General features: G+C 67.4%; 19 protein-coding genes and 1 tRNA gene. 9 read left to right on the top strand and 11 right to left on the bottom strand.

What is annotated here, in order from left to right:
- Positions 1-19: 19 nt before the first annotated feature.
- The 4 genes from K8P63_RS10340 to hflX all read left to right on the top strand — a co-directional run bounded on the left by K8P63_RS10340 (position 20) and on the right by hflX (position 5,652).
- Positions 20-2,182, top strand: coding sequence for a sensor histidine kinase (locus tag K8P63_RS10340; protein ID WP_223795954.1), 2,163 nt, complete (start codon positions 20-22; stop codon positions 2,180-2,182).
- A 4-nt stretch (positions 2,183-2,186) separates the two neighbouring features.
- Positions 2,187-3,572 (top strand): nitrogen assimilation response regulator NtrX, encoded by a 1,386-nt coding sequence (gene ntrX, locus K8P63_RS10345; RefSeq protein WP_223795955.1) that lies wholly within the window; start codon positions 2,187-2,189, stop codon positions 3,570-3,572.
- A 180-nt stretch (positions 3,573-3,752) separates the two neighbouring features.
- Positions 3,753-4,253 (top strand): RNA chaperone Hfq, encoded by a 501-nt coding sequence (hfq, locus tag K8P63_RS10350; RefSeq protein ID WP_223795956.1) that lies wholly within the window; start codon positions 3,753-3,755, stop codon positions 4,251-4,253.
- Between the two features lie 73 nt (positions 4,254-4,326).
- On the top strand, positions 4,327-5,652 hold the full coding sequence (gene hflX, locus K8P63_RS10355; RefSeq protein WP_223795957.1) for a GTPase HflX: 1,326 nt from the start codon (positions 4,327-4,329) through the stop codon (positions 5,650-5,652).
- On the opposite strand, the gene mazG is transcribed toward hflX, so the two are convergent.
- The 9 genes from mazG to K8P63_RS10400 form a co-directional block, all read right to left on the bottom strand.
- Positions 5,633-6,370 (bottom strand): nucleoside triphosphate pyrophosphohydrolase, encoded by a 738-nt coding sequence (gene mazG, locus K8P63_RS10360; protein ID WP_398288887.1) that lies wholly within the window; start codon positions 6,368-6,370, stop codon positions 5,633-5,635. The genes hflX and mazG overlap by 20 nt on opposite strands.
- Positions 6,371-6,459: 89 nt before the next feature.
- On the bottom strand, positions 6,460-6,636 hold the full coding sequence (locus tag K8P63_RS10365; protein WP_223795959.1) for a hypothetical protein: 177 nt from the start codon (positions 6,634-6,636) through the stop codon (positions 6,460-6,462).
- Positions 6,633-7,400 carry an MBL fold metallo-hydrolase gene (locus K8P63_RS10370; protein ID WP_223795960.1) on the bottom strand — a complete coding sequence of 256 codons (768 nt, stop codon included), beginning with the start codon at positions 7,398-7,400 and terminating at the stop codon, positions 6,633-6,635. The genes K8P63_RS10365 and K8P63_RS10370 overlap by 4 nt, the downstream gene beginning before the upstream one ends.
- Positions 7,397-8,170: a TatD family hydrolase gene (locus tag K8P63_RS10375; protein ID WP_223795961.1), complete on the bottom strand. Its 774-nt coding sequence runs from the start codon at positions 8,168-8,170 to the stop codon at positions 7,397-7,399. Before K8P63_RS10375 ends, K8P63_RS10370 begins: the two co-directional genes overlap by 4 nt.
- Entirely contained in the window at positions 8,170-9,684 is a 1,515-nt protein-coding gene (gene metG, locus K8P63_RS10380; RefSeq protein ID WP_223795962.1) for a methionine--tRNA ligase, read from the bottom strand. The genes K8P63_RS10375 and metG overlap by 1 nt, the downstream gene beginning before the upstream one ends.
- A 5-nt stretch (positions 9,685-9,689) precedes the next feature.
- Entirely contained in the window at positions 9,690-10,676 is a 987-nt protein-coding gene (locus K8P63_RS10385; RefSeq protein WP_223795963.1) for an AAA family ATPase, read from the bottom strand.
- The gene (gene tmk / locus K8P63_RS10390; RefSeq protein ID WP_223795964.1) at positions 10,673-11,299 is read right to left on the bottom strand and encodes a dTMP kinase; all 627 of its coding nucleotides are present in this window, start codon (positions 11,297-11,299) and stop codon (positions 10,673-10,675) included. The genes K8P63_RS10385 and tmk overlap by 4 nt, the downstream gene beginning before the upstream one ends.
- On the bottom strand, positions 11,296-12,474 hold the full coding sequence (locus K8P63_RS10395) for a D-alanyl-D-alanine carboxypeptidase family protein (protein ID WP_223795965.1): 1,179 nt from the start codon (positions 12,472-12,474) through the stop codon (positions 11,296-11,298). The genes tmk and K8P63_RS10395 overlap by 4 nt, the downstream gene beginning before the upstream one ends.
- Positions 12,475-12,619: 145 nt before the next feature.
- Positions 12,620-13,582 carry a lytic murein transglycosylase gene (locus K8P63_RS10400; protein WP_223795966.1) on the bottom strand — a complete coding sequence of 321 codons (963 nt, stop codon included), beginning with the start codon at positions 13,580-13,582 and terminating at the stop codon, positions 12,620-12,622.
- A gap of 232 nt (positions 13,583-13,814) precedes the next feature.
- Here K8P63_RS10400 and K8P63_RS10405 point away from each other — a divergent pair.
- The 3 genes from K8P63_RS10405 (at position 13,815) to K8P63_RS10415 (ending at position 17,575) form a co-directional block, all read left to right on the top strand.
- Positions 13,815-13,901: transfer RNA gene (locus K8P63_RS10405), tRNA-Ser, on the top strand.
- Positions 13,902-14,533: 632 nt separating this feature from the next.
- Positions 14,534-16,447, top strand: a complete 1,914-nt coding sequence (asnB, locus tag K8P63_RS10410; RefSeq protein ID WP_223795967.1) for an asparagine synthase (glutamine-hydrolyzing) — start codon at positions 14,534-14,536, stop codon at positions 16,445-16,447.
- Positions 16,448-16,450: 3 nt separating this feature from the next.
- Entirely contained in the window at positions 16,451-17,575 is a 1,125-nt protein-coding gene (locus tag K8P63_RS10415) for a glycosyltransferase (protein ID WP_223795968.1), read from the top strand.
- Between the two features lie 22 nt (positions 17,576-17,597).
- Here the strand turns inward: K8P63_RS10415 and K8P63_RS10420 are convergent, their stop codons facing one another.
- A complete protein-coding gene (locus K8P63_RS10420) occupies positions 17,598-18,968 on the bottom strand; it encodes a lipopolysaccharide biosynthesis protein (RefSeq protein ID WP_223795969.1) in 1,371 nt (456 codons plus the stop codon).
- 98 nt (positions 18,969-19,066) lie between these two features.
- Between K8P63_RS10420 and K8P63_RS10425 the strand changes: the two genes are divergently transcribed.
- Positions 19,067-20,233: a glycosyltransferase gene (locus K8P63_RS10425; protein ID WP_223795970.1), complete on the top strand. Its 1,167-nt coding sequence runs from the start codon at positions 19,067-19,069 to the stop codon at positions 20,231-20,233.
- Positions 20,234-20,462: 229 nt separating this feature from the next.
- Complete coding sequence (locus K8P63_RS10430; RefSeq protein WP_223795971.1) at positions 20,463-22,901, top strand: DUF3772 domain-containing protein; 2,439 nt, start codon at positions 20,463-20,465, stop codon at positions 22,899-22,901.
- A gap of 7 nt (positions 22,902-22,908) precedes the next feature.
- Here K8P63_RS10430 and K8P63_RS10435 read toward each other — a convergent pair whose 3' ends face one another.
- Entirely contained in the window at positions 22,909-24,429 is a 1,521-nt protein-coding gene (locus tag K8P63_RS10435; protein ID WP_223795972.1) for a carboxylesterase/lipase family protein, read from the bottom strand.
- Positions 24,430-24,562: the final 133 nt, after the last annotated feature.

Here is a 24,562-nt window from a genome sequence, read left to right on the forward strand (position 1 = left end):
GAAGCGGCGGCTCGCGCTGATGCGCCTGCGGCCGCGTCGCTTCATCGCCGGTCTCGAATTCATCGTGCTCGCCGGCATTCTCGGCATGCTGCTGATGACGTACATGCTGCTGCGGCATGCCGGCGCCCCGCAGCGCCCGCTCGGCCCCATCGAAGTCGCGCTGCTGCTCGTCGCCAATCTGGTGCCCGCAATGGGCCTGCTGGTCCTGCTGGCGCGGCGCATCGCGCGCGGCCGGTCCGAACGCTCGCCGCTGGGGGGCAGGGGGCGGCTGCACGTGCGGCTGGTGGCCCTGTTCTCGGTCGTCGCGGCGATGCCGACCTTGCTGGTGGTGATCTTCGCCTCGCTCCTCTTCCAATATGGCGTGCAATTCTGGTTTTCGGAACGCGCCGCCACGGTGCTGCGCAATGCCGACCGGGTGGTGCAGACCTATGTCGACGAACATCGTCGCGGACTGGACGAAGACAATGTCGCCATGAGGGGCGATCTGCTGAACAATCTCGCGACCGCGCCCGCGGAGGATCCGCGGATGGCGCTCTACTTCGCCAGCCAGGTTTTCTATCGCAAGCTGGATCAGGCGGCGCTGATCCAAGTGGCGCCGGATGGCAGCGAACGCCTGATCCAGGGTGCCAATCTCGACAAGCGGCCGCTTGAGGATCGCCTGCCGGCCGCCCTCATTCCCCAGCTCGCCGACGGCAAGCCGCATTCGCGCATCCTGCCCGACCATCTCGAAAGCGTGATGCGGTTCGACGAGGCAACCCACACCTATCTCTATATCTCGCGGGTCGCCGATCGCGTCGTGCTGGCGCAGGCGGGGCGGGCGAACACCGCGCTCAGCGAATATCGCCGGCTGGTGACCCGCGCGCGCACGCTTCAGCTGCGTTTCAACACCGCTTTGTTCGTCGTTTCGCTGCTGATCGTGACGCTCGCCATCTGGGTGGCGCTGGCGGTGGCGGATCGGCTGGTACGGCCGATCGGCGAGCTGGTCGGTGCAGCGCGTGCGGTGGCGGGCGGCGATCTCGCAACGCGGGTGACCGCGCCCAACCAGCATGACGAGGTCGGCACGCTCGCCGCCGCCTTCAACCGCATGACCCGACGCCTGCAAGAGCAGACCGGCGCGCTCGAAAGCCGCCGCGCGCTGACCGAGGCGGTGCTGTCGGGGGTGTCGGCAGGGGTGATCTCGGTCAATCGCGAGCGCGATGTGACCCTGTTGAACCTGTCCGCCCAGGCGTTGTTGCGGGTCGATCCGACCCATGCGATCGGCGCCAAGCTGGCGACAATCGCACCCGATCTCGATCATCTGCTCGACGGCAATGAGCGCGAGGCGGTCGTGCAGATCGAGCAGGAGGGCGAGCCCCGCACGCTCGCCGTGACGATCGTCAATGCCGGGCTCGGCCACGTTCTGACGTTCGACGACATCACGCAGCAGCTCGCCGACCAGCGACGCGCCGCCTGGGCCGACGTCGCCCGCCGCATCGCGCACGAAATCAAGAATCCGCTCACGCCGATCCAGCTCGCCGCCGAGCGGCTCCAGCGCCGTTACGGCCGCGAGATCGAGGGCGATGGCGGGACGTTCGAGCGGCTGGTGTCGACAATCGTCCGCCAGGTCGGCGACATCCGCCGCATGGTCGACGAGTTCAGCTCGTTCGCGCGCATGCCGAAGCCGCAATTCCGCACCGAGAACCCGCTGGACATTTGCCGTCAGGCCTTGTTCCTGCACGAGGTCGCGCACCCGTCGGTCCGTTTCAGCCTCGACGCATCCGATGCGCTGCCGCCCTTGGTGTGCGACCGTCGCCAGCTCGGCCAGGCGCTCACCAACATCGTCAAGAATGCGGTCGAGGCGATCGAGGCGCGCGCCGGCGAGGGCGGGGCGGGCAATGTCGCGATGACGGTCCGCGCCGCCGATGGCCATCTGCGCATCGAGGTGGCGGATGACGGCATCGGTCTGCCGCCCGATCGCGACCGGCTGACCGAACCTTATGTCACCACCCGTGCGCGCGGGACCGGCCTCGGCCTCGCGATCGTCAGTCGCATCGTCGAGGAGCATCAGGGAACGATGGTGTTCAGCGACCGGCCCGGCGGCGGCACGGTCGTCGGCCTCGATTTCGACCTCGCCGCGCTCGCTCGACTGATCGACACGCCTGCCGACGCCTTTCCTCAACTCGTAACGGCCGGGAGCCGCTGAAAACATGGCCTTGGACATCCTCGTCGTCGACGACGAAGCCGACATCCGCGAACTGGTCGCGGGCGTGCTGGAGGACGAGGGCTATCAGCCTCGCACCGCCGCCGACGCTGACGCGACGCTGGCCGCGCTCGGCGAACGACGACCGAGCCTTGTGCTGCTCGACGTGTGGCTGCAGGGCTCGCGCCTCGACGGCCTGCAACTCCTGTCGGAGATCAAGCGGCGCGATCCGACATTGCCGGTGATCGTCTTTTCCGGACATGGCACGATCGATACCGCGGTGGCGGCGGTGCGTCAGGGCGCGGTCGACTTCATCGAAAAGCCGTTCGAAAGCTCGCGCCTGCTTCACCTCGTGGCGCGCGCGACCGAGACCGACCGGCTGCGGCGCGAGAATGCGAGCCTGCGCGAGCGAGTGGGGCCGGAGGACGAACTGACCGGGACCAGCGCCGCGATCAACCAGGTGCGCGCCACGCTGAAGCGCGTCGCCGCCACCGGCAGCCGCGTCCTCATTTCGGGTGCGGCCGGCGCCGGCAAGGAGGTCGCCGCCCGCCTGCTTCACAAGTGGAGCACGCGCGAACAAGGCTCGTTCACCGTCGTCTCCGCTGCGCGCATGTCGCCCGAGCGGGTCGAGGAGGAATTGTTCGGCGCGGAGGAGGGGGGCGAGATGGCCCGCCCCGGCCTGCTGGAACAGGCGCATGGCGGCACTTTGTTTCTCGACGAGATTGCGGACATGCCGCTGTCGACCCAAGCCAAGATCCTGCGCGTGCTGACCGATCAGAGCTTCACCCGCGTCGGCGGCACGCGCACGGTGAAGGTCGACGTGCGCGTCGTGTCCGCCACCTCGCGCGATCTGGCGAGCGAGATCGCCGCCGGGCGCTTCCGCGAGGATCTCTATTACCGCCTCAACGTCGTGCCGGTGCAGATGCCCCCGCTGGAGCAGCGGCGCGAGGACGTGCCGACGCTCGCCGCTTATTTCGCGGCCCGCTATGCGGCGGAACGACGCGTGCCGACCCCCGAGCTCAGCGCCGAGGCGGTCGCGGCACTGCAGGCCTATGAATGGCCGGGCAACGTCCGCCAGCTGCGCAACGTGATCGAGCGCACGATCATCCTCGCGCCGCTCGACCGCATCGGCCGGATCGACGCCGACATGCTGCCGCCCGAGGTTGTGTCCGGCCAGGCCGAGATCGTGCCGGGCGACGCCGGCCGCTCGATCATGGGGACGCCGCTGCGCGAGGCGCGCGAGACGTTCGAGCGCGAATATCTGCGCGTCCAGATCCGTCGGTTCTCGGGCAATATCAGCCGCACCGCGACGTTCATCGGCATGGAGCGCTCGGCGCTTCATCGCAAACTCAAGAGCCTCGGGCTCGCGGACACGCGATCCGAGGAGGACTGAGAAGGCGTCATCCCGATAGGTCCGATTCGGGACTGGTTACGATACTGAAACGATTCCGTGCCTTGTGCTGCATCGCAACAGATCCTATTTCGCTCGGGTTCCGGCAAACGGTCGGGGCGCATGGCGCCGCCAAAGGCGCCAGCGGGCAATGACCCGCCAATCATAGAAGGACCACGCGCAATGGCGGACAAGGTCAACAATCTTCAAGACATCTTCCTGAACACGCTCCGCAAATCCAAGACGCCGGTGACGATGTTCCTGGTAAAGGGTGTGAAACTCCAGGGGATCATCACCTGGTTCGACAATTTCTCCGTGCTGCTGCGCCGGGATGGCCAGAGCCAGCTGATCTACAAGCACGCAATCTCCACCGTCATGCCGGCGCACCCGATCGACCTGAGCGAGGCCGAGAAGAAGCTGGAGGATCGCAAGTCCCCGTTGCTGCAGGAAATATTCCTCGCTGCGGTGCGCAAGTCGGGCGATCCGGTGACGATGTTCCTCGTCAACGGCGTGATGCTGCAGGGCGAGATCGCGGCCTATGATCTGTTCTGCATGCTGCTCCGTCGCGACGGCATGAGCCAGTTGGTCTACAAGCACGCAATCTCCACGGTGCAGCCGCTGCGCCCGCTCAACCTGATGAGCGGCGAGGAGGATGACGAGGGCGACGACGAAGACGAGGGGTGATGCGCGCAACCCTCAACTTCCTCAACTTCGTCCTCCCACTGGCGTCGGCGCGGCGCCGCCCTACATGGTGTGAATGAGCGGATTCGGACGCGAGCAGACTGACGAGGTCCGGCATGGCGCACGCGCGGTGATCGCGCTGCCCGAGCTTGGCCAGACGATGCGCGACAGCGCGGCGCGGCTCGAGGAGGCAAGCGGTCTTGCCGCCGCGATCGGGCTTCACGTGGTCGATGCCGAGGCGTTCCGCGTACGCGCGCCCAAGCCGGCGACCTTGTTCGGATCGGGACAGGTCGAGCAGATTGCCACCTCGGCCCGGATGCACGATGCCGAACTGGTGGTGGTCGATGCCGCGCTCACGCCCGTCCAACAGCAGAACCTTGAAAAAGCCTGCGAAGCCAAGGTGATCGACCGGACCGGATTGATCCTGGAAATCTTCGGCGAGCGCGCGGCGACCGCCGAGGGACGGCTGCAGGTCGAATTGGCGCATCTCGACTATCAGGCTGGTCGACTCGTCCGGTCATGGACCCACTTGGAACGCCAACGCGGCGGCTTCGGCTTCCTCGGCGGCCCCGGCGAGACGCAGATCGAGGCTGACCGCCGCATGATCCGCGACCGCATGGCCAAAATTCGGCGCGAACTCGAGCAGGTGCGCAAGACGCGCGGGCTCCATCGCGCGCGGCGCGAACGCGCGCCGTGGCCGGTCGTGGCGCTGGTCGGCTACACCAATTCCGGCAAGTCGACATTGTTCAACCGCATGACCGGCGCCGACGTGATGGCGGAAAACCTGTTGTTCGCGACGCTCGATCCGACGATGCGGCAGGTGTCGCTGCCGGGGCTCGACAAGGCGATCCTCTCCGACACGGTGGGTTTCGTCTCCGATCTGCCGACCCAGCTCGTCGCCGCCTTCCGCGCGACGCTTGAAGAGGTGACCGCCGCCGATCTCGTTCTCCACGTGCGCGATATCGCCCATCCCGACAGCGAGGCGCAGCGCGCCGACGTGCTGGCGGTGCTGGCCGAGATCGGCCTGATGTCGGGCGAGGGGGAGGATGACGTTCCGCTGATCGAAGTGTGGAACAAGCTCGACCTGCTCGATGAGGTGACACGCGAGGACGTGGCGGCCGAAGCGGCGCGCCGGGCCGATGTGGTCGCCATCTCGGCGCGCACCGGCGACGGCGTCGATGCGCTACGCCGGACCGTGGCGGAGCGGCTGCTGGCAGGTGCGCGCGTCCACAAATTGGCGGTGGCGGCGACGGACGGCGAGACGCTGGCGTGGCTGCACCAGCATGGCGAGGTGCTCGATCAGGCGCTCGACGGCGAGACGATCAGCCTCGACGTGCGGCTTTCGCCCGACGAATGGGGCCGGTTCGAGGCCAAGCAGGGGATCAGGCCGGCCGCTTTTTGACGGTCTGCCAAAGCCGCTCCTTGTCTTCGAGCGTCAGCGCGGCGAAGCCGTCGCCGGCAATCGCCTCCATCGCGCGGAAGCGGCGCTCGAACTTGGCATTGGCGGCGCGCAGGGCGACCTCGGGATCGTGGCCGAGCTTGCGCGCCCAGTTGACGACCGCGAACAGCAGGTCGCCAATCTCTTCCTCCCGAGCCGCGGCATCGGGCGCGGCGGCGACCTCGGCGGCTTCCTCGTCGATCTTGGCGCGCGCGCCCTCGGCATCGGGCCAGTCGAAGCCGGTCCGCGCGGCGCGCTTCTGCAATTTCTCGGCCCGCATCAGCGCCGGCAGCGCTAGCGCGACCCCGGCGAGGGCGCTGGGATCGTCGGCTTTGGCGGCGCGCTCGGCGGCCTTGATCGCTTCCCACTGATGATGGCCACCGGCGCCGTCGCCGAAGACATGCGGGTGGCGACGCTCCATCTTCTCGGAAATCGCCGTGGCGACATCGGCCAGCGCGAAGGCGCCACGTTCCTCGGCCATGCGCGCATGGAACACGACCTGGAGCAGCAAGTCGCCGAGCTCGTCGCGCAGCTCCGCCATATCGTCGCGCGCGCAGGCGTCCGCGACCTCATAGGCCTCCTCGATCGTATAGGGCGCGATCGTCGCGAAGGTCTGCGCAACGTCCCATGCGCAACCACGCTCGGGATCGCGCAACCGCGCCATGATCGCGACCAGCCGCATCATGCTCGCCAAAGTGGGGTGGCCGGCTTCAGCCTCGGGTAGCACCATCTTCTATCTCGATAATATATATTATGTTAAATGAAGACATATCAGCGGAGGTGGAGGACCAAGGTCACCGCACCCCACAGGATCGCGATGATCCCTGCCCACAGCAACGCCAGCCGCAGCATCGTCGCGCCGCCCAGCCGTCGCCGCCACAGCCCGCTGCCGAAGAGAATGAGCGCGCCGAGGATCGCGACGATGCCGGGCAGAACATCCGCGCTCATGCGAGCGTGACCGTGAGCCCGTCGAAGCCCGGCTCGACGTCGTCCGGCAGTTCGTTCGCCAGCGCGCGGTAATCCATCGACTGATCCATGTGCGTCAGGATGGTTCGGCGTGGCCGCACCTGCGCGATCGCATCCAGCGTCACCGCAAGATGAGCATGCGTCGGATGCGGCGCGCGGCGCAGCGCGTCGGCGATCCACAGATCGAGCCCCGCGAAGAGGCTTGCCATCTCAGGCGTAAAGCTATGGAAATCGGTGGCATAGCCGGCGCTGACGCCATCATGGTCGAAGCGTAGGCCCGCCGACGTGATCGCGCCGTGCGGCTGATCGACGGTGCGCACGCGGATGTCGCCGATCATGACGTCGTCCGCCAGATCGTGCGCTGCCACCGTTGCCGGATAGCCATGCCGCCCGGCGAAGACATAGGCGAAGCGTTTCCGCAGCAGGTCGAGCGTCTCCCGCCGCCCATAGCCGGGCACCGCCGCGCCGCGCAGATGGAAGACTTGGCGAAGATCGTCGATGCCGTGGGTGTGATCGGCATGCTCGTGCGTCCAGATCACCGCATCGATCCGTTCGACCTCGGCCGCCAACAACTGCGCGCGCATATCCGGGCCCGTATCGACAAGGATCGTCGTCGTCGCGCTTTCGACGAGGATTGACGCGCGCGTGCGTTGGTTACGCGGATCGTCGGCATCGCAGTCGCCCCATTCGCCGCCGATCCGCGGCACCCCCGACGACGTGCCGCAGCCGAGGATCGTGATCCTCACGCAGCTTTTCCGAACAATCGAAAGAAGTTGTGCGCCGTCCTTTCCATCAGGTCGGCGACATCCTCGCCGCGCAGCTTGGCGAGGAAAGCGGCGGTATCGGCGACGAACGCGGGCTCTCCGGTCTTGCCGCGATGCGGGACCGGCGCGAGGAACGGTGCATCGGTTTCGATCAGCAGCCGATCCGCCGGCAGGGTCGCCGCGGTGGCCTGCAGCGCCGTCGCATTCTTGAACGTGACGATGCCCGAGATCGAGATGAACAGCCCCAATTCCAGCGCCTTGGCGGCGAATTCGGCGCTGGCGGTGAAGCAGTGGATCAAAGCCGGGAAGACGCCCTGCTCCATCTCCTCGGTCAGGATCGCCGCGGTATCCGCCTCGGCATCGCGCGTGTGGATGATGAGCGGCAGCCCGGTCATGCGCGAGGCGGCGATATGCGCACGGAAGCTCGCCTGCTGCCGCGCCCGGTCCGAATGGTCGTAATAATAATCGAGCCCGGTCTCGCCGATCCCGATCACGCGCGGATGCGCCGCCACCGCGACCAGCCGCGCGGTATCCACATCCGGATGCGCGTCCGCCTCGTGCGGGTGGATGCCGACCGAGGCCCACACGTCGGGCTCGCGCTCCGCAGTCGCGATGATGGCGTCCCATTCGCGCTCGCGCGTCGCGATGTTGAGCATCCCCGTCACGCCGCGCGCCCGCGCCCGCGCCAACACCGCCGGCTGCTCTTCGACCAGCCCCTTATAGTTCAGGTGGCAGTGGCTATCGATCAGCATCAGCTCTCGACCCAGCGCGGGAACACGCCCTGCGGCGGCGGCAACAATGTGCCGGGCACGATCGGTGTCGCCAGCGCGGCGAAGTCGCGCGCGTCCGCCCCCTGCCCCAGCTGATCGAGCAAGGCGTCGGCACTGGCAGGGATCGCCCAGCGCGCGAGGATGGCGAGGATGCGCACCGCCTCGGCCGTGCGGTAGAGCACCCCGTCGGCCATCGCCGGATCTTCCTTGCGCAGCGACCACGGCGCCATGTCGGCGAAATAGCGGTTGGCGAGCGCGACCCCGTCCCACACGATCTCCAGCGCGCGGTGCAGGGCCAGTTCGTCGAACGCGGCGTCCAGCCGCGGCAGCAGGTCGGCGAGTCCAAGCTGGTCGTGCGCGGCGCCGGGTGCGGGCACGACGCCGCCGCAATTCTTGGCGATCATGCTGAGGCAGCGCTGGGCGAGATTGCCGAGGCCGTTGGCGAGATCAGCGTTGCAGCGCGTGACGATCGCCTCGTGGCTATAGCTGCCATCCTGGCCGAAGCTCACCTCGCGCAGCAGGAAATAGCGCAGCTGGTCGACGCCGTAGGTGCGCGCCAGATCGATCGGGTCGACGACGTTGCCGACCGACTTCGACATTTTCTCGCCCTTGTTGAGCACGAAGCCGTGGCCGAACACCTGGCGCGGCAGCGGCACGCCGGCAGCCATCAGGAAGGCCGGCCAATAGACCGCGTGGAAGCGGACGATATCCTTGCCGATCAGGTGCAGATCGGCCGGCCAGAAGCGCTCGTAAGCTTCGGACTTTTCTGGATATCCTGTGCCGGTCAGATAATTGGTGAGCGCGTCCACCCACACGTACATCACATGCCCCGGCGCGTCGGGCACCGGCACCCCCCAGTCGAAGCTGGTGCGCGAGATCGAGAGATCGGACAGGCCCCCGCGCACGAAGCTGGTCACCTCGTTGCGGCGTCCCTCAGGCCGGATGAAATCGGGATGCGCCTCGTAATGCGCGAGGAGCTTGTCGGCATAGGCCGAAAGGCGGAAGAACCAGCTCTCCTCGACCGTCCACTCGACCGGCGTATTCTGCGGCGAAAGGCGGGCGCCCCCTTCCCCGTCGACCAGTTCCTTCTCGTCGTAAAAGGCCTCGTCGCGAACCGAATACCAGCCCTCGTAACGGCCGAGATAGATGTCGCCATTGGCCTGCATCGCGCGCCACAGGGCCTGGCTCGCCTCATAATGGGCGGGCTCGGTGGTCCGGATGTAGCGATCGAACGAGATGTTGAGAGCCTCGTCCATCTCACGGAAATATCCGGACATTTCGTCGGCCAGCGCGAGCGGCGTGATGCCGCGCGCCTTGGCAGCCTGCGCCATCTTCAGCCCGTGCTCGTCGGTGCCGGTCATGAAAAACACGTCGCGGCCCTGCAGCCGGCGATAGCGCGCGATCGCGTCGGCACCGATCGCCTCATAGGCATGGCCGATATGCGGCCGGCCGTTCGGATAGGCGATGGCGGTGGTGATGTAGAAGGGGTCGGCCATGGCGCTCAGGCTTTAGCGTGGGCACTCTTATGCGCAAGCGCGGCGACCAGCCCGGCCAGCTCGAACACAGTCGTCTGCGGGTCGGCCGACTGGCGGACGGCCCGATCGCCGATCTCGCGCGCCTGCCGCCACAAGGCGGTCAGTTCGCCCAATCGTGCCGGTGGTGCGGTGCGGGCGGCGGCGGCGATGCGCGAGGGCGCCCGTTCGAGGAATGCCTCGTAGCGGCCTTGCGCGGCCTTCGTGGCGAGCGCGCGACCGAGCTGCGCGCGGAGCGCATTGCCGGGATCGCCCTCGCGTGCCAGCCGGTCGATTGCGGCGTCGAGACCGGCAATGTCCAGCCCGGTAAAGCCAAGCGCCGTTCCCGGCGCGCCACCGGCGACGCCAACGAGGTCCGTGATCTCGCCGGAATCCGCGTCGGGCAGGACCGTGCGCAGCACCGCTGCCACCTCGGGCGCATCGAGCGCCCCGAAGCGCAACAGGCGGCAGCGCGAGCGGATCGTCGGCAGCAACCGCCCCGGCGCGTGGCTGACGAGCAGGAAGATCGTGCCGCGCGGGGGCTCCTCGAGATTCTTGAGCAATGCGTTGGCGGCATTGCGTTCGAGATCGTCGATCGCGTCGATCACCACCACGCGGCGCCGCGACAGGCTCGGCGTGGTGGCGAAAAGCGGCTGCAGCGCGCGCACCTGATCGACCGCGATCGAGCGTGCAAGTTCTTCCGATCGATCCTTGGGAAGACGCGCCAAGACACGGAAATCAGGGTGTGATCCGGCATCGAGCAACGAGCCGATCGGGTGCGCTGCCGGTACGTCGAGGCCATCGGACTCGAATGCCGGGCCTGCCTCACGCGCGAGCAGCCAGCGCGCCGCAGCAGTGGCGAAGGTCGCCTTGCCGATGCCTTTCGGCCCCGCCAGCAGCCATGCATGATGAATACGATCGCCCGATGCGGCGTCACGCAACGCCGCCACCGCCGAAGCATGCCCAATCAGCGTCACAGCAGGTCCGCCAGACTGTCCAGCAGGCGCGCAGTTACCTCGTCCGGATTACCCTCGGCCGTGACCATGCGCCAGCGCATGGGATCGTCCTCCGCCAGCGTGACGAAGGCCTGCTCGACCGCGGCGCGATAGGCGTCGTCGCGCAGCCCGAAGCGGTCGGGCGCGCCCGCGTCGCGCTCGATCTCGCGCGCGGTCGCGATCGCGCGGGGCAAGCGCAACAGCAGGGTGCGGTCGGGCAGCAGTCCCTCGCTCCCGATCGCGTGCAAGGCCATGATCGCCTCACGCCCGAGCCCGTCGGCGCCCTGATAGGCGATCGAGCTGTCGACGAAGCGATCGCACACCACCCACGCGCCGGCTGCGAGCGCTGGCCGGATCGTGCGCGCGACATGGTCGGCGCGCGCCGCCGCGAACAGCAACGCCTCGGCGCGTGCCTCCCAGCGATCGGATGCGCCACCGAGGAGCAGGCCGCGGATCGCCTCCGCGCCGGCGCTGCCGCCGGGCTCGCGCGTCTCCACCACCTCCAGCCCGCGTGCGCGCAGCGCAGCGGCGAGCGCGCGTGCCTGGGTCGATTTGCCGACCCCCTCCCCGCCTTCGAGGCTGATGAAGCGGCCCGGCGCGATCATCCCTTGCCGAACAGCCGCGCGACGCCGTTGCCGACGTGGCCGAAGAAACCGGCCACCGGCACGTCGCTCGCCGCCACCAGCGGCATAACCTGCGGCGGACCGTCGGGCGTGCGCACGATCAGTTGCGCGATCGGGGTTCCTGCCTTGATCGGCGCCTTGATCGGGCCGTCATAGGCGACCGACACCTTGACGTCGCTGCCCATGCCCGCCGGCAGCGTCACCGCCAGATCGCGCGGCGCGACCAGCCCGACCGAGCGCGCGGCGCCGCGCTGCACCGGTGCAGTCGCCACCTGCTTGCCCTTGGCGAACAAAGGCTTGGCCTGCCAGGCGTGCAGGCCCCAGTTCATGAACGCGACCGACTGCTCGATCCGCTGGTTGAACGAGGTCAGCCCCGACATCACCATCACCAGCCGCCGCCCGTTCTGCTCGGCCGAACCCGTGAAGCTGTAGCCCGATTCCTCGGTATGGCCGGTCTTGAGCCCGTCGGCCCCGGGCACGCGGCCCAGCAGCGGATCGCGATTGGCCTGGGTGATGTCTGCGCCCGAGCCCAGCGTCTTGCCCCAGGTGAAGTTCGGGCGGCTGTAGAACTGCTTGTAGAGATCGGGGAAGTTCTGGATCGTCGCGGTGGCGAGCGTCGTCAGGTCATGCGCCGTCACGTAGGTGACACCGCCATCGGGCCAGCCGTTCGACGTGCCGAAATGACTGTTGGCCAGCCCCAGCTCCTGCGCCTTGTGGTTCATCAGGTTGGTGAAGGCCGGCTCGGTCCCGGCGATATGCTCGGCCAGCACCACGCAGGCGTCGTTGCCCGACAAGGTGATGATGCCCAGCAGCAGATTGGCCACCGACACCTGCTCGTTCGGCGACAGGAACATCGTCGAGCCGGCGGCGGGGCCGTGCCACTGCTTCCACGTCTCGGGCCGGACATTGACCATGTCGGACAGCTTGAGCTGGCCCTTCTTGACGAGGTCGAACGCGACATAGACCGTCATCATCTTCGCCAAGCTGGCGGGCGGAATGCGGACGTCGGCATTCTTGGAAAACAACACCGCGCCCGACGACAGGTCCTTCATGTAGGCGACGGTTGCAGGCGTATCGAACGGCGGGGCCGCAGCCTCACCCGGCAGCGCGACGAGCGCGGTGGCTGCGAGCGCAAGGGCGACGAAACGATGGCGCATCATAAGGTGGCAGGCTTCCCGATCATGGTTATGCGTCGCTGATAGCCCTCGGCCGTCGCGCGCGCCACCCGGCGCGATCTTGAGAAGAGCTTGATTCACGCCATCGGCGAAAGCGCGCGGCGCTTCCGCCTCAGACGATCAAGCGCTAGCGCGCGATCTCGTCCGCCAGCAGGCCGGCGGCGAGCCCGTAGAAGTTGGAGCAATTGTAATCCAGCAAGGCGCCATAATTGGCGGTGAGCAGGTAGGCGGTGGCAGCCGGGCCGTCGGGCTCGATCAGCCGGGCGAGTTCGCCATCGGCCGGCGCGGGGAAGCCGGTGACGGTGATCCCGCGCGCCTTCCACTCGCCGACCGTCAGCCAGCGACTGAGGCGGGCGTGGACGCGCGGGCAGCGCGGCGAGACCAGCTTGGTCGCAACCGATGCCCGATCGAAGTCGGCCGGCACGGTCGCCGCAACGCCCCACAGGGTGTTCGGCTTCCACCCCGCCTCCTGCAGGTAAGCGGCGATCGAGGCGAGCGCGTCGGCGCGGTCGGTCCAGATGTCGGCGCGGCCGTCGCCGTCGCCGTCGGTGCCCAATCGCAGATAGACCGAGGGCAGGAATTGCGGATAGCCGGTCGCGCCGGCCCAACTCCCCTTGAGCTCGACGCGGGAAAAGCCACGGTCGATCAGCTTCAGCGTCGCGATCAGCTCGGCGGTGAACAGGTCGCGCCGCCGCCCGTCGAAAGCAAGCGTCGCGAACGAGCGGATCAGATCGTAATTGCCGCTGAAGCTGCCATAGCCGGTCTCGTGCCCGAAGATCGACAGCGCGATCGGCCCCGGCACGCCGGTGCGGCGCTGCGTCTCGTTGAGCGAGCCGGCCAGCTCGGCATAAAGCCGCTGGCCCTTCACGATATGCGCCTGATCGACATGCTGGCGGCGATAGGGCGCGAAATCGATCGAGCCCGGCCGGCTGACCCCCGGCATGCCGCCCGGCTGCGCGCGATCGAGCCGCACGACCTTGCCGTCATAGGTCAGGCCCGCCGTCTCGCGATCGAACGTTGCGGGCCTGACCCCCTCTGCCAAGGCCCTCGGCCGGAGCGACGCGACGAACGCACGAAGCGCGAGGTCCATAGCCGGTACCTCTGGGATGACGGGCGCGGCGGCGGCCAAAGCCGGTGGGGTTTCGGCGGACGGCGCCGGAGCCTCCTGCGCCAAGGCCGGCCCGGCGGAGAACATCGACAACAGGAGAAAAGGATGGAGCATCGAGCGCATGCCCCGCCTCTGCCACAGGCGCTGCCCGATGGGAAAGCCAACGGCAACGCCGCTTGCACGCCGGACGCCGTCGGATAAGAAGGCCCCGCCGGGATAGGTGGCCGAGTGGTTTAAGGCAGCGGTCTTGAAAACCGCCGTGGGCGGAAGCTCACCGTGGGTTCGAATCCCACCCTGTCCGCCGTCTCCGCCCTCGGAAGCGCACGCGGGCAGCCAGAAACTGCAAGCGTCGGCGCGCCCCTCCCGGAGCCATGTGAAGGTTGAGCGCGGCGCGCCGGTTGCGTCAGCATGGGCAGTCGTGACCCGCGGATCGGCTCAAACCGTGCAGGTTCAAAAATTAATCGTCATGGCCGGCAACTCCCGGTAGCGTTGCTGGCGAATGAGGCTCGAAGGCGATCGGCTGTCCGGCCTTCCATCCATTCGCGGGGGAATGCAGCATCGTAGGCGTCCGGAAGCAGCAAGCTCGAGCCGCGGCGTGCTGCTGCGTCTCGGTGAACCCGTTGATTATAGGTAATATGGATTGCGGTTGTTCCAGCCTGCGCCGTCCTACCGGCATATGAAGTCACCTTTTCGCACCCGACCGCCGCTCAAGGATCGGTATTGCTCCGCCAGATTAGGTCCATCACGGTCCATTTTGGGCTTTTGCGAGCAGCGGAGCGATCCGAGTCTGCGCGCCGAACTCGGTGATTCGGAGCGGCCGACAGCCGGAAGGTTTTCGGCGCTCGCCGCGCGCATGCCCGAGGCCGGTGCACGTATCGGGAATCTCGATCCGGTAGCCGGCGTCACCGCGACCCCTGCGATCGGGAGCGTCCCATGTGCGGCATAGCCGGTTGGTATCGGCGGAGCGGCGGACCGGTATCATCGACGGTCGTCCAAAATCAGTGCCAGTCGCTCTTTCATCGCGGCCCCGACGATGACGGCATATTCGTCGACGGCGATTTCGGCTTTGGAATGCGCCGGCTGAGCATCCTCGATATTGCTGGCGGCCATCAGCCGATGGAGACCGCCGACAAGCGCTTCGTCATCGTCTTCAACGGCGAGATCTATAATCATCGCGATATCCGCGACACGCTGGCCGGCCGATATCCGTTCGTCACGGGCAGCGACACCGAGACCATCCTCGCGGCCTTTTCGGTGTGGGGCAACGACGCCTGGGCGATGCTCGAGGGGATGTTCGCGGTCGCGATCTGGGACCGGCTGACCCGCACCCTTACATTGTCGCGCGACGCGCTTGGCATCAAGCCGCTCTACCTGTCGCTGCAGCACGGCGGCATCGCGTTCGGATCCGAGCTGAAGGCGTTACGCCGGCTTCCCGGCCACGACTTCACGATCGACGATCGCGCGGTGCACGACTTCTTTTCGTTCGGCCATGTCCGTCGGCCGCGATCGATCTTCCGCGAAGTCTTCTCGCTGGATCCGGGCCACTATCTCACGATCGGCGCCGAGGGCGAGCCAGTCGTGCGCGCTTACTGGAAACCCCGGCTGCGGCAGGCATCCACCGCCTGTTCCGCGGAGGAATGGGTCGAACAGATGCGCGCCATGCTGCTCGATTCGACCTCGCGACACCTCCAGTCGGACGTTCCAGTGGGCGCGTTCCTGTCGGGCGGTATCGATTCCGCCGCGATTTTGGCAGCTGCGAGGCGATCGTCCGATCAGCCGATCACCGCCTTCACGGTCGGCTATCCGGGCGCGCGCATCGACGAGACCGCCGCGGCGGCCGAAATCGCGGCCCATCTCGGCTGCGAACATATCGTCCTGCCGCTGAAGCCGGACGATGCGATCGCGATCCTCCCCGATCTGGTGCGATCGTTCGACGAACCGTTCGCCGACATGGCCGCGATCCCGACCTGGTACGCATCGAAGCTTGCCGGCGAACATGTGAAAGTGGTGCTGTGCGGCGAAGGCGGCGACGAGATGTTCGCCGGATATAAGCGCCACCGCAATGCCCATGCGATCGAGCGGTGGCGGTCGGTGATCGACGCGATCGGGCCGCTGGGGGCGATGATCGATCGCGTTCCGGTCACCCGCTCGTCGCGGATCAACTATCTCCGCCAGCATGCGCGGCGATTTGCCGAGTTCATTCGCCTGCCGGATGGCTATCAGCAGTTTTTTGCCGCGACGCAGATCAGCAGCAGCAGCCTGCGACGGAGCGTCTTCACGCCTGAGTTTCGCGCCACCTTCGAAGGCGCCGACAGCCTGTGCCGACTGGAAGAGGAGTATTTCTCCGACGATAATGCGCTCGGGCTGTCAGCGCTGGATCAGTTCCTGTTCGGCGATCTGACGCTCAACATGCCGTCCGCGATGCTCACGCGGCTTGATCGGATGAGCATGGCCCATTCGGTCGAGGCACGTGTGCCGTTCCTGTCGCAAAAGGTGGTCGACTGGTCGCTGACGGTCCCGACCAGCATGAAGCTTTCGGGCGCGACCGGGAAGGTGATCCTCCGGCGCGCTATCGAGCCCTGGCTCCCGCCCGCGGTTCTCCGGCGGCCGAAGCAGGGCTTCCAGATCCCTCACGCCCACTGGATGCAAGGGCAGTTCGGCGCATTCGCCCAGACCGTGTGGCATGACAGCGGCGCGGCATCGGCGGGCTATCTCGATCCCGCAGCCGTCGACCGACTGTTCGACGAGCATCGCCGCGGGGCCGCCGACAATGGGCGGATGCTCTACGCTATCGCGACCTTCGGCTTATGGTATCAGGCGCATCGCCAACAGATGGGGAGCGCATAGTCGATGCTGGACGGCCAAGATGTGCGGGGCCGCAGCGTCAGCCTCGTCATCCACACGTTCGATCGCGGCGGCAGTGGGCGCGTCGCGGCATATCTGGCTCGCGGCTTTGCCGATCACGGCATGGTGGTCGATCTCACGGTGTTCGCGCGCGGCGGCGACGTCGAGGCGCTCGCCACCGAACTTGCGGGGCAGGATATTCCGATCCGCTATTTCGGGCGATCGAGTGGAATAAGGCCGCTCGATCTGATGCTGGGGATGGGCAAGCTCGTCCGACAATTGCGCGCCGACCGCCCCGATTTCGTCGTTTCGTGCGCGAACAACGTGGCGCTGGTCTGCGCCGTCGCGCACCGGCGGTCGGGGGTGCCGGGCAAGCTGTTCGTCAAGACGACCAATCCGATCGCCACCTCGCGCCACAAGGGCCTCGTCCGGCGGATCCGCCTGTGGACATACGGCCTCGCCTTCCGCTGGGTGTCCGCGGTCTGGACGCTCAGCAGCCAGGAGAGCGACGAGATGCGCGATGCCTTCCCCGGCTTCGCGTCGCTCTTCCGCGACGTCGCGAACCCCTACGTGACGACCGCCATGCTTGCGGAGCCGACCGCCCCGCCGGCGGCGACGGGCAAGACCGTGATCGCGGTTGCTAGGCTCACCGCGCAGAAGCGGCTGGAGCGACTGATCGCCGCGTTCGCCGAGGTGCGCCATCCGAATACGCGCCTGCTGATCCTAGGCGAGGGAGAGGAGCGCGCGGCGCTCACGGCGCAGATCGCGACGCTCGGATTGCAGGACCGCGTCAGCATGCCGGGCTATGTCAACGACGTCGCCGGGGCGCTTCATGCCGCCGATCTCTTCGTGCTGCCGTCGGATTATGAAGGGCTCCCCGCCGTCGTGCTCGAATCGATGGCCGCCAATTGCCCGGTCCTCGGCACCGATTGCTTCCCCGCCGCGCAGCATCTGCTCGGACAGTCCGAAGGCTGCGCCATCATCGAACGGACGGATCCGGCGAGCCTTGCGGCGCAGATCGACGCTCACCTGCTCCTGCCGCGTCCGTCCAGCCTGCGGGCGATCGCCGCGCGTTATTCTATTCCACAGGGTGTCGAAAGCCATCTGGACGCGCTGCGCTCGGCCGCCTGAGACCGTGCCGCCCGCGACGGGATTACATGGAGGGTCGCGTCCGGGGCGCTGTCTCGCGCCAGAGCATCCAGATCAGCATCGCCGCCGATGCCACCGCCTGCGCCAGCGCGAACGCGCCGGCACCCTGCAGGCCCAGATGCATCATCAGCAACGGCAGAAAGGGCAGCAACCCAAGCGACGTGACCAGATTGGCGCCGAAGGACAGGCTAGGCCGGCCGAGCGCCACGAGCGCTGCGCTGGCGGGCGGCGCCGCGAGCATGATCGCGCGCGCGGCGAACAGCCAGACCATCACGTCGCCCGCAGCGACGACGCTCGCGCCGCCGAGCAAGCGCGCGAAGGGTCGCCCGAAGAATGCCGAAGCGACCACGAACGGAAATGCGAGGCCGAGCGCGATCAGCACCGCGCGGGTAAAGGTGCTGCGCACCTCGCTGCCGCGCCCGCCCGCCGCGATCAGCCGGGCGAGCTCGGCATAGGCCGCCTGGCCGAGGTTTCCCGCCGGCTGCGTGATGATCGACGTCGCGCGCTGCGCGACCGCATACAGCGCGGCAGCCACGGGGCCCATCACCCAGCCGACAGCCAGCGACGACAGGCGCTGCGACAGGTCGCCGAAGGTGACGTCGGCATTCGCGGCAATCATGAACCAGCGGATCCCGGCATTTTCGGCGACCGCGCCACGCGCCGACCCGAACAGCCTGAGCCGGGGGGAGTGGCGGAGCGCAAGCACGATGCCGAGCATCCACATCGACAGCCACTCAGCCAGCGCCGCGACCAGCCATGCGATGAGGAAGCCGCGCAAGCCGGAGCCGAGGCCCAGCGCTATCAAAGCGCCGACCAGCCGGATCGTGGGCGAGACCAGATTGTGCAATCCGAGCAGATCGAAACGACCGAGCAGCTGCAGATAGCCGGCCGGGGTCGAGCGGATCGTTGCAAGCACCGCAAAGCTGTAGGGCGTGGCGAAGGCGAGTGCCGTGGCGGACCAGCCCAGCCGCGGGCCGACGAAGGGCGCGAGCACCGCGGCCGTCAGCACGGCGATCACACCACCGCTCAGCTCGATCGCGCCGGTAAAACGGAGCAAGCGCTCGAGGCGCGGCCACTCGCCCGCTTCAGCGGCCTGGGCGCCATAACGCACGACCGCCTGCCAGCCGGGAAATTCGATGATCCCGCCGACCGTGATCGTATAGGTGTGGACGAGGATCAACACGCCGTAATCGTGCGCGCCCAGCGCCCGTACGGCGATGACCAGATAGAGCAGGCTGATGAGCCCGGCGATCGCCTTGCCGCCAAGCAGCTTGGCAAGGTTGCCGTAGATCCTGCCGACGGCGCCCCCGCCATCCCGAGCGTCGCGCGAGCCGTGCGGCGACGTCAGCTCGAGCTCGGTTTCCTTTTCGGACATAATCGTGAAACAGGCGCTTTTGATAGTGATCGACGAACCGCAATCGCTCGCTGCCGGGAGCCGAGAGACGCCGAATGCCTAGCCGAAGCGTGTTGCCCATGAAAGCCGCGCGCCGCGATCTCAACGTGGCGCGAGACATGGCGGAGGGCGCGCTTTCGGGAGGCGTGCTTCTGACGATCCATCGGCTCAGTCAGGGCGGTGCCGATCGCGTGGCGATGCTGCTCGCCAACGGGTTTGCCGCGATCAATATCCCGACGGGCGTCGCCGTGTTCCGCGGCGGCGGCGAAGGCGAGGATGCCTTGCTCGATCTGTTGCGGGATGATGTCGCGCTGAGCAGCGCCGGTCCCCCGACCGGGTCGCGCCATGTCGAGCTTGTGCGCGGCTATCACCATATCCGCCGGCAGATCGCCGTGGCGAAGCCGGCATTCGTGCTGGCGAGCAGCAGCAACATGGGCGTCGTCACCGGTCTGGCCGCCCGCGCCGAACGCGGCAGCAGCGTGCGTTTCGCGATGAAGCTGACCAACCCGGTCATCCGGCCCAGCGATCGCAGCGCGATCCGGAAGGCCTATCGTCGTCGGCTCTACCGCTTCATCTTCGGCAGCTTCGATCGCGTGCTGATCTTGAGCGATGCCGAGCGCGCGAACCTCGTGCAGATGTTCCCGGAACAAGCGTCGCGCCTGCGAACGGTGATCAATCCGTATATCTCGGAGGACATGCTTGCCACTCCGCTCGGAACGGATCGGACCGGGCCACCGCTGATCCTGACCCTCGCCCGGATGATGCCGCAGAAACGGCTCGACCGGCTCCTCAGGGCGTTCGCGCGGGTCAATGCGCCAGCGGCGCGGCTGGCCATCGTCGGCGACGGACCGGAACGGGACAAGCTGGAGCAGCTTGCCCGGACGCTTGGCATCGCCGATCGCGTCGATATGCCGGGATTTGCCACCGATGTCCTGCCGTGGCTTCAACGTGCCGACCTGTTCGCGCTCTCGTCCGATTATGAGGGGTTGCCCGCCGCCGCGCTCGAAGCGCTGGCATGCGGCGTTCCGGTCGTGACGACCGACTGCTTCGATGCTGCGCACGCGATCCTCGCCGGGATCGAGGGCTGCGCGGTCGTGCCGCGCGACGATGTTCAAGCGTTGGCGACGGCGCTCGATGAAGGGCTTGCCGCACCTCGCGACCCGGGGAGTCTCAGAGACATTGCGCGGGCGTTCAGCGTGAGCGAGGCAATCCGCGATCATGCCGCACAGCTTGGTCTCGAAGCGTGACGGAGCGAGGCAACCGAGCCGTCAAAGTTTCGTGATCAATGACCTGGCCTGCGGCGCTCGATAAGAGCGATAACCTCCGGCAGCCTTCGCGCCTGATCGGGATCGGACCGGCCCAAAGAATGGACGCCCTGCCGATGCGAGCGTCGCGCGAGACATGCATGGATCGCAACTTGATGTACGGCTGCGGCGCGCCGAATGATCTCGGTCCTCGGACATCCCGGAGCCCGTATTGAAGCTGATCACCCTGCCGTTCCTGTTGATCCTCGCAGCGGCGCCCGCATTTGCCACGAATCCGCGGCCAGCCGTTGCGGCCGCACCGCATTCGATCGCCGCACTGGCCGGGGAGGTCGACCGCGCCGATGCGCAGTCGCAGAGCATTGCGATCGGCGCGCGCCTGCGCACGATCGACGATGCGGGGCTGCGCAGCCGTCTGGCCGCGATACCCGAAATCCAGGCCGAACTCGACGACGCGCTGGCATCGCTCGAACCCAGGCTACAGTCCGCCGATGCCCGATTGGCGGGTTTGGGTGTCCCGCCCGGCCCCGGGCAACCGTCCGAAGACCCCGAGATTGCGCAGGAGCGGCAGACGATCCTCCGCTTTCGCCGCAGCGTCGATACCGAGGTGAAGCAGGCGAAGCTCGTCGGGATCGAGGTCAAGCAGCTGCAGGATTATCTGACCACGCGGCGACGCGATCTGTTCAACGAGCGCCTGTGGCAGCGGGACAGCTCACCGCTCGATTATCGCTTTTGGGGCCAGACCGCCGCCGCAATGCCCCAGGATATCACGCGCGCTGCCGGGCTGACGGCCGGACGTCGCACATCGCCGCAGACCAGCTCGACCGCGACATGGAGCAGGTGGCTGGCCGTGCTTCTACTCGCGGCCGCCCTGCTCGTCCCGAGCCGCACCTTCCTGATCCGATGGGCGAGGAGCCGCGCAGAGCGCTCCAGCAGCCCGACACGCCTGCGTCGCGCCGCGCTCGCGCTCTGGATTGCCGGCGTCGCGGCGTGCACGGCGCTGCTGGCCTGCCTCATCCTTCGCAATGCGCTGGAAGACGATGCATTCTCCGACATCGTGCTTGGAGCGGTGGCGCCCGCTTTCACGCGGGCTTTGGTCTTTGCGTCCCTGTTTGCCGGGCTGGGCCGCGCGCTATTGTCGCCGCGGGCGCCCGCATGGCGGCTTGCCCCCCTGGCCGACGACCTCGTCGATCGGGCCAAGCGATATCCGCCGCTCGTCGGAGCCATCGTTGCGCTGGGCGCCTTCCTGCTGGAAACGGCCACAGCGCTTCAATTCAGCGAACAGACGTCGGCCGCGATCCGGTGCTTCACCAACCTTGCCGACGTGGCGGTGATTACGGCGGCCCTGTCGGCCGTCACCCGCGGCGAACTCGAAGGAAGTCACGGCACCGACGCGGTACCCGCAGAGACGCGGCGGGTTTCGCGCCTGCCCTGGGCGCTGGCGATGATCGGCGCGTGGATGTCGATCGCGGTCACGTTCGGGGCCACCTTGCTGGGCTATAACGCATTTGGCGGCCTGATCATCCGTGAGATGATCTGGGTCGCCACCGTGCTCGCCTTGCTGTTCCTGCTGGTCAACTTTGTGGACGAGATCTTTCCGGCGCTGCTGTCCCCTCACAGCCGGGTCGGCCGCATGCTGCGAAGCTCGCTATCGCTGCCGCCGGCGAGCTTCGCGCAAGCGGGCGTGCTGCTTTCGGGTTTCGCACGCATCGCGCTGCTGCTCTTCGGCTGGACGGCGATGCTGGCGCCGTTCGGCCCGGGTGCGGAAGGGATGTTCGGGCGCCTGACGTCCAGCGCGTTCGTGTTCCAGTTCGGCCAGGTGGAGATCTCGCCCGGAACGATCCTGATCGGGTTCCTTGTATTCCTGGTCGGGCTTGCGGCCACCCGGGGTGTGCGCCGCTGGCTTGAGGCGCGCTATCTGCCCACGACGTCGATGGATATCGGCGCCCAGACGGCGCTCGGCGCGGGCATCAGCTATCTTGGTGCGATCGTCGCCATCACGGTCGCGTCCGCCTATCTCGGTCTCAGCCTCGACAAAATCACATTGCTTGCCAGCGCGCTCTCGGTGGGCATCGGCTTCGGTCTCCAGTCGATCATAAGCAACTTCGTTTCCGGGCTGATCCTTTTGGCCGAGCGCCCGATCAGGATCGGCGACTGGATCGCCATCGGCGATCTCGAGGGCGACGTCAGGAAGATCAGCGTCCGCGCGACCGAGATCGAGATGCGCGATCGCTCGAAGCTCATCGTCCCCAACTCGGACCTGATCTCGAAGACGGTCAGGAACGTGACCCATGGCAGCGCGCCCGGTCGCCTCAAGATCGTGCTCAACGTAAACGACACCGCAGATCCCGCCTTGGTCCGCGATCTGATCGGCGCACGCCTTGTGGATCATGCGGATATCATCGCCGATCCCGCCCCTAACGTGTTTCTGACCGACGTTCGGGACGGCGGCCTCGAGTTTACGGCGCTTGCATATGTCGCCTCGGCCCGCGAGGCCTATCGGATCAAGAGCGAGCTGCTGTTCCAGATCGTTCCCGATCTTCGGAAGAACGGGATTGCCCTCGCAAGTTCGACACCTGTCGTGAATGTCGGCCTCGCCGATCGGACGATCGAGCCCGGTGATGCTGCGCGTGGGCCGGCCGCAACGAGCTGAGGTGCATTCATTTTCCGCCGAGGAGCGTGTCAATCCGGACCAGCCTCTCCGCACGCAGCGGCGGCGCACTCGCCATCCGGTCCCCTCGCAGCCAGAGTGCGGTTCGCCTGTCGGCATAAGGCGTCCAGCGTGGCAGCCCGGCGCCGTTCGGATTGCCCGTCCGTGCGAAATTGACCCAATAATCCTGCATTATCCGCGCAAGCGCCTTGTCCGCCGCGGGCCACCGTCCTTGGGGGTCGTTATTGCCCCACACATAGCCGAGTTCGTCGGAATGGATCGCCCCATCGGTGCGCTTGCCGTTCGGACCGGGCGGCGGATTGTCGAACTGATAAAGGAACAACGGCGCCGTCCCCGCGCGCGATCGCGCCTCGGCGATGCTCCAGCTGCGCCAGCCGAACTCCGTATCGCTCATGAGGTCCGGCGCAACGCGAGCGGCTTCGTCATCGCTCCGCGCTGGGTAGAGCTGGAGCAGGCCGGGGGCGGCCGCCCCAAATTCGTCGCGCGCGCTGCCGGTATAGCTTGCGAGCGTGACATGATCGACGAAGCGCGCAGCCTCGTTGCTGTTCCACCCGAGCAGGACCGGCACGCCCGCATCGGCACGACCGCGATACGCCGCGGTGATGTCCATCGGCACGATCTTGCCGTCGGCAATCGGGCTGGTGCTGATCCTCGGCATGTCCGGGGCGACCAAAGCGGCCATCGGCAAAGCGCGCAGCTGGGCGAGCGTGGCGGCCCCGAGCTTTTGGGCGAGCGCCGCCCCGGCCGCCTGCGCCTCCGTCAGCCCGATCGCGCCCGCTTGCGTGCCCGGAAGGCCGAGTGCCGCGCCGCTTTCGAAGATCGCTTTCTGGAACAGGCCGCGCGCCCGTGGCGCGACGGTGATCAGCATCGCCGATCCGCCACCCGCCGATTGGCCGAAGATCGTCACGTTGCGCGGATTGCCGCCGAAGCGGGCGATGTTTGACCGCACCCATCGCAGCGCTGCGATCTGGTCGAGCAGGCCGTAATTGCCGGACGTGCCCAGCGGCGATTCTCTGGTCAGCGCCGGGTGCGCCAGATAGCCGAGCACGCCCAGCCGATAGTTGGCGGTCACGATCACGACCCCGTGCCGCGCCAGATGGGATCCCTCATAAGTGCTCTGCGAGCCGGCACCCGCCGTGTAGGCGCCCCCGTGGAACCACACCATCACGGGCAGGCGTGCTCCGCCATTCGGCCGTGGCGTCCAGATGTTGAGCGTCAGGCAGTCTTCGCTCGTACGGTCCAGATCATGCCCGGCCCAGCTCACCGGTGCCTGCGGACAGACCGAACCGAACGCCGTCGCCTGCCGCGCGCCCGCCCAGCGATGCGGCTGCGCCGGCGGCCGCCAGCGCAAGGCGCCTTCGGGCGGCGCGGCGTACGGGATCGCTTTGAATGCGGCGACGCCGCTGATGTCGCTACCGATCAATTGCCCCTGCGCGATGGTCACGACCGGCGCCGCCCAGGCTGAGGTCGCGATATTGCACAACAGCCACAAGCTCGACCGCGCCTTCATCAGCTCCCCTTCGCAAAAGGTCGGGACAGCGCCGATTATCTCGACTGCTGCCCGATCGTTCACGCGATCATAGTCGCACCAGCACGGATGATCCATCGCCACGCAAATGCACGCCGTCGCCGGCAGCGGCCGG

The organism is Sphingomonas nostoxanthinifaciens (assembly GCF_019930585.1).
GTDB lineage: Bacteria > Pseudomonadota > Alphaproteobacteria > Sphingomonadales > Sphingomonadaceae > Sphingomonas_I > Sphingomonas_I nostoxanthinifaciens.

Excerpts from the sequence above, each read along its gene's own strand:
- K8P63_RS10340 (WP_223795954.1), top strand. The coding sequence starts at position 20 with ATGCGCCTGCGGCCGCGTCGCTTCATCGCCGGTCTCGAATTCATCGTG.
- K8P63_RS10365 (WP_223795959.1), bottom strand. The coding sequence starts at position 6,636 with ATGAGCGCGGATGTTCTGCCCGGCATCGTCGCGATCCTCGGCGCGCTC.
- K8P63_RS10435 (WP_223795972.1), bottom strand. The coding sequence starts at position 24,429 with ATGAAGGCGCGGTCGAGCTTGTGGCTGTTGTGCAATATCGCGACCTCA.
- hfq (WP_223795956.1), top strand. The coding sequence starts at position 3,753 with ATGGCGGACAAGGTCAACAATCTTCAAGACATCTTCCTGAACACGCTC.
- K8P63_RS10425 (WP_223795970.1), top strand. The coding sequence starts at position 19,067 with ATGAAAGCCGCGCGCCGCGATCTCAACGTGGCGCGAGACATGGCGGAG.
- ntrX (WP_223795955.1), top strand. The coding sequence starts at position 2,187 with ATGGCCTTGGACATCCTCGTCGTCGACGACGAAGCCGACATCCGCGAA.
- hflX (WP_223795957.1), top strand. The coding sequence starts at position 4,327 with ATGAGCGGATTCGGACGCGAGCAGACTGACGAGGTCCGGCATGGCGCA.
- tmk (WP_223795964.1), bottom strand. The coding sequence starts at position 11,299 with ATGATCGCGCCGGGCCGCTTCATCAGCCTCGAAGGCGGGGAGGGGGTC.
- K8P63_RS10415 (WP_223795968.1), top strand. The coding sequence starts at position 16,451 with ATGCTGGACGGCCAAGATGTGCGGGGCCGCAGCGTCAGCCTCGTCATC.
- K8P63_RS10420 (WP_223795969.1), bottom strand. The coding sequence starts at position 18,968 with ATGTCCGAAAAGGAAACCGAGCTCGAGCTGACGTCGCCGCACGGCTCG.
- metG (WP_223795962.1), bottom strand. The coding sequence starts at position 9,684 with ATGGCCGACCCCTTCTACATCACCACCGCCATCGCCTATCCGAACGGC.
- K8P63_RS10400 (WP_223795966.1), bottom strand. The coding sequence starts at position 13,582 with ATGGACCTCGCGCTTCGTGCGTTCGTCGCGTCGCTCCGGCCGAGGGCC.
- mazG (WP_398288887.1), bottom strand. The coding sequence starts at position 6,370 with ATGCGGCTGGTCGCGATCATGGCGCGGTTGCGCGATCCCGAGCGTGGT.
- K8P63_RS10395 (WP_223795965.1), bottom strand. The coding sequence starts at position 12,474 with ATGCGCCATCGTTTCGTCGCCCTTGCGCTCGCAGCCACCGCGCTCGTC.
- K8P63_RS10375 (WP_223795961.1), bottom strand. The coding sequence starts at position 8,170 with ATGCTGATCGATAGCCACTGCCACCTGAACTATAAGGGGCTGGTCGAA.
- asnB (WP_223795967.1), top strand. The coding sequence starts at position 14,534 with ATGTGCGGCATAGCCGGTTGGTATCGGCGGAGCGGCGGACCGGTATCA.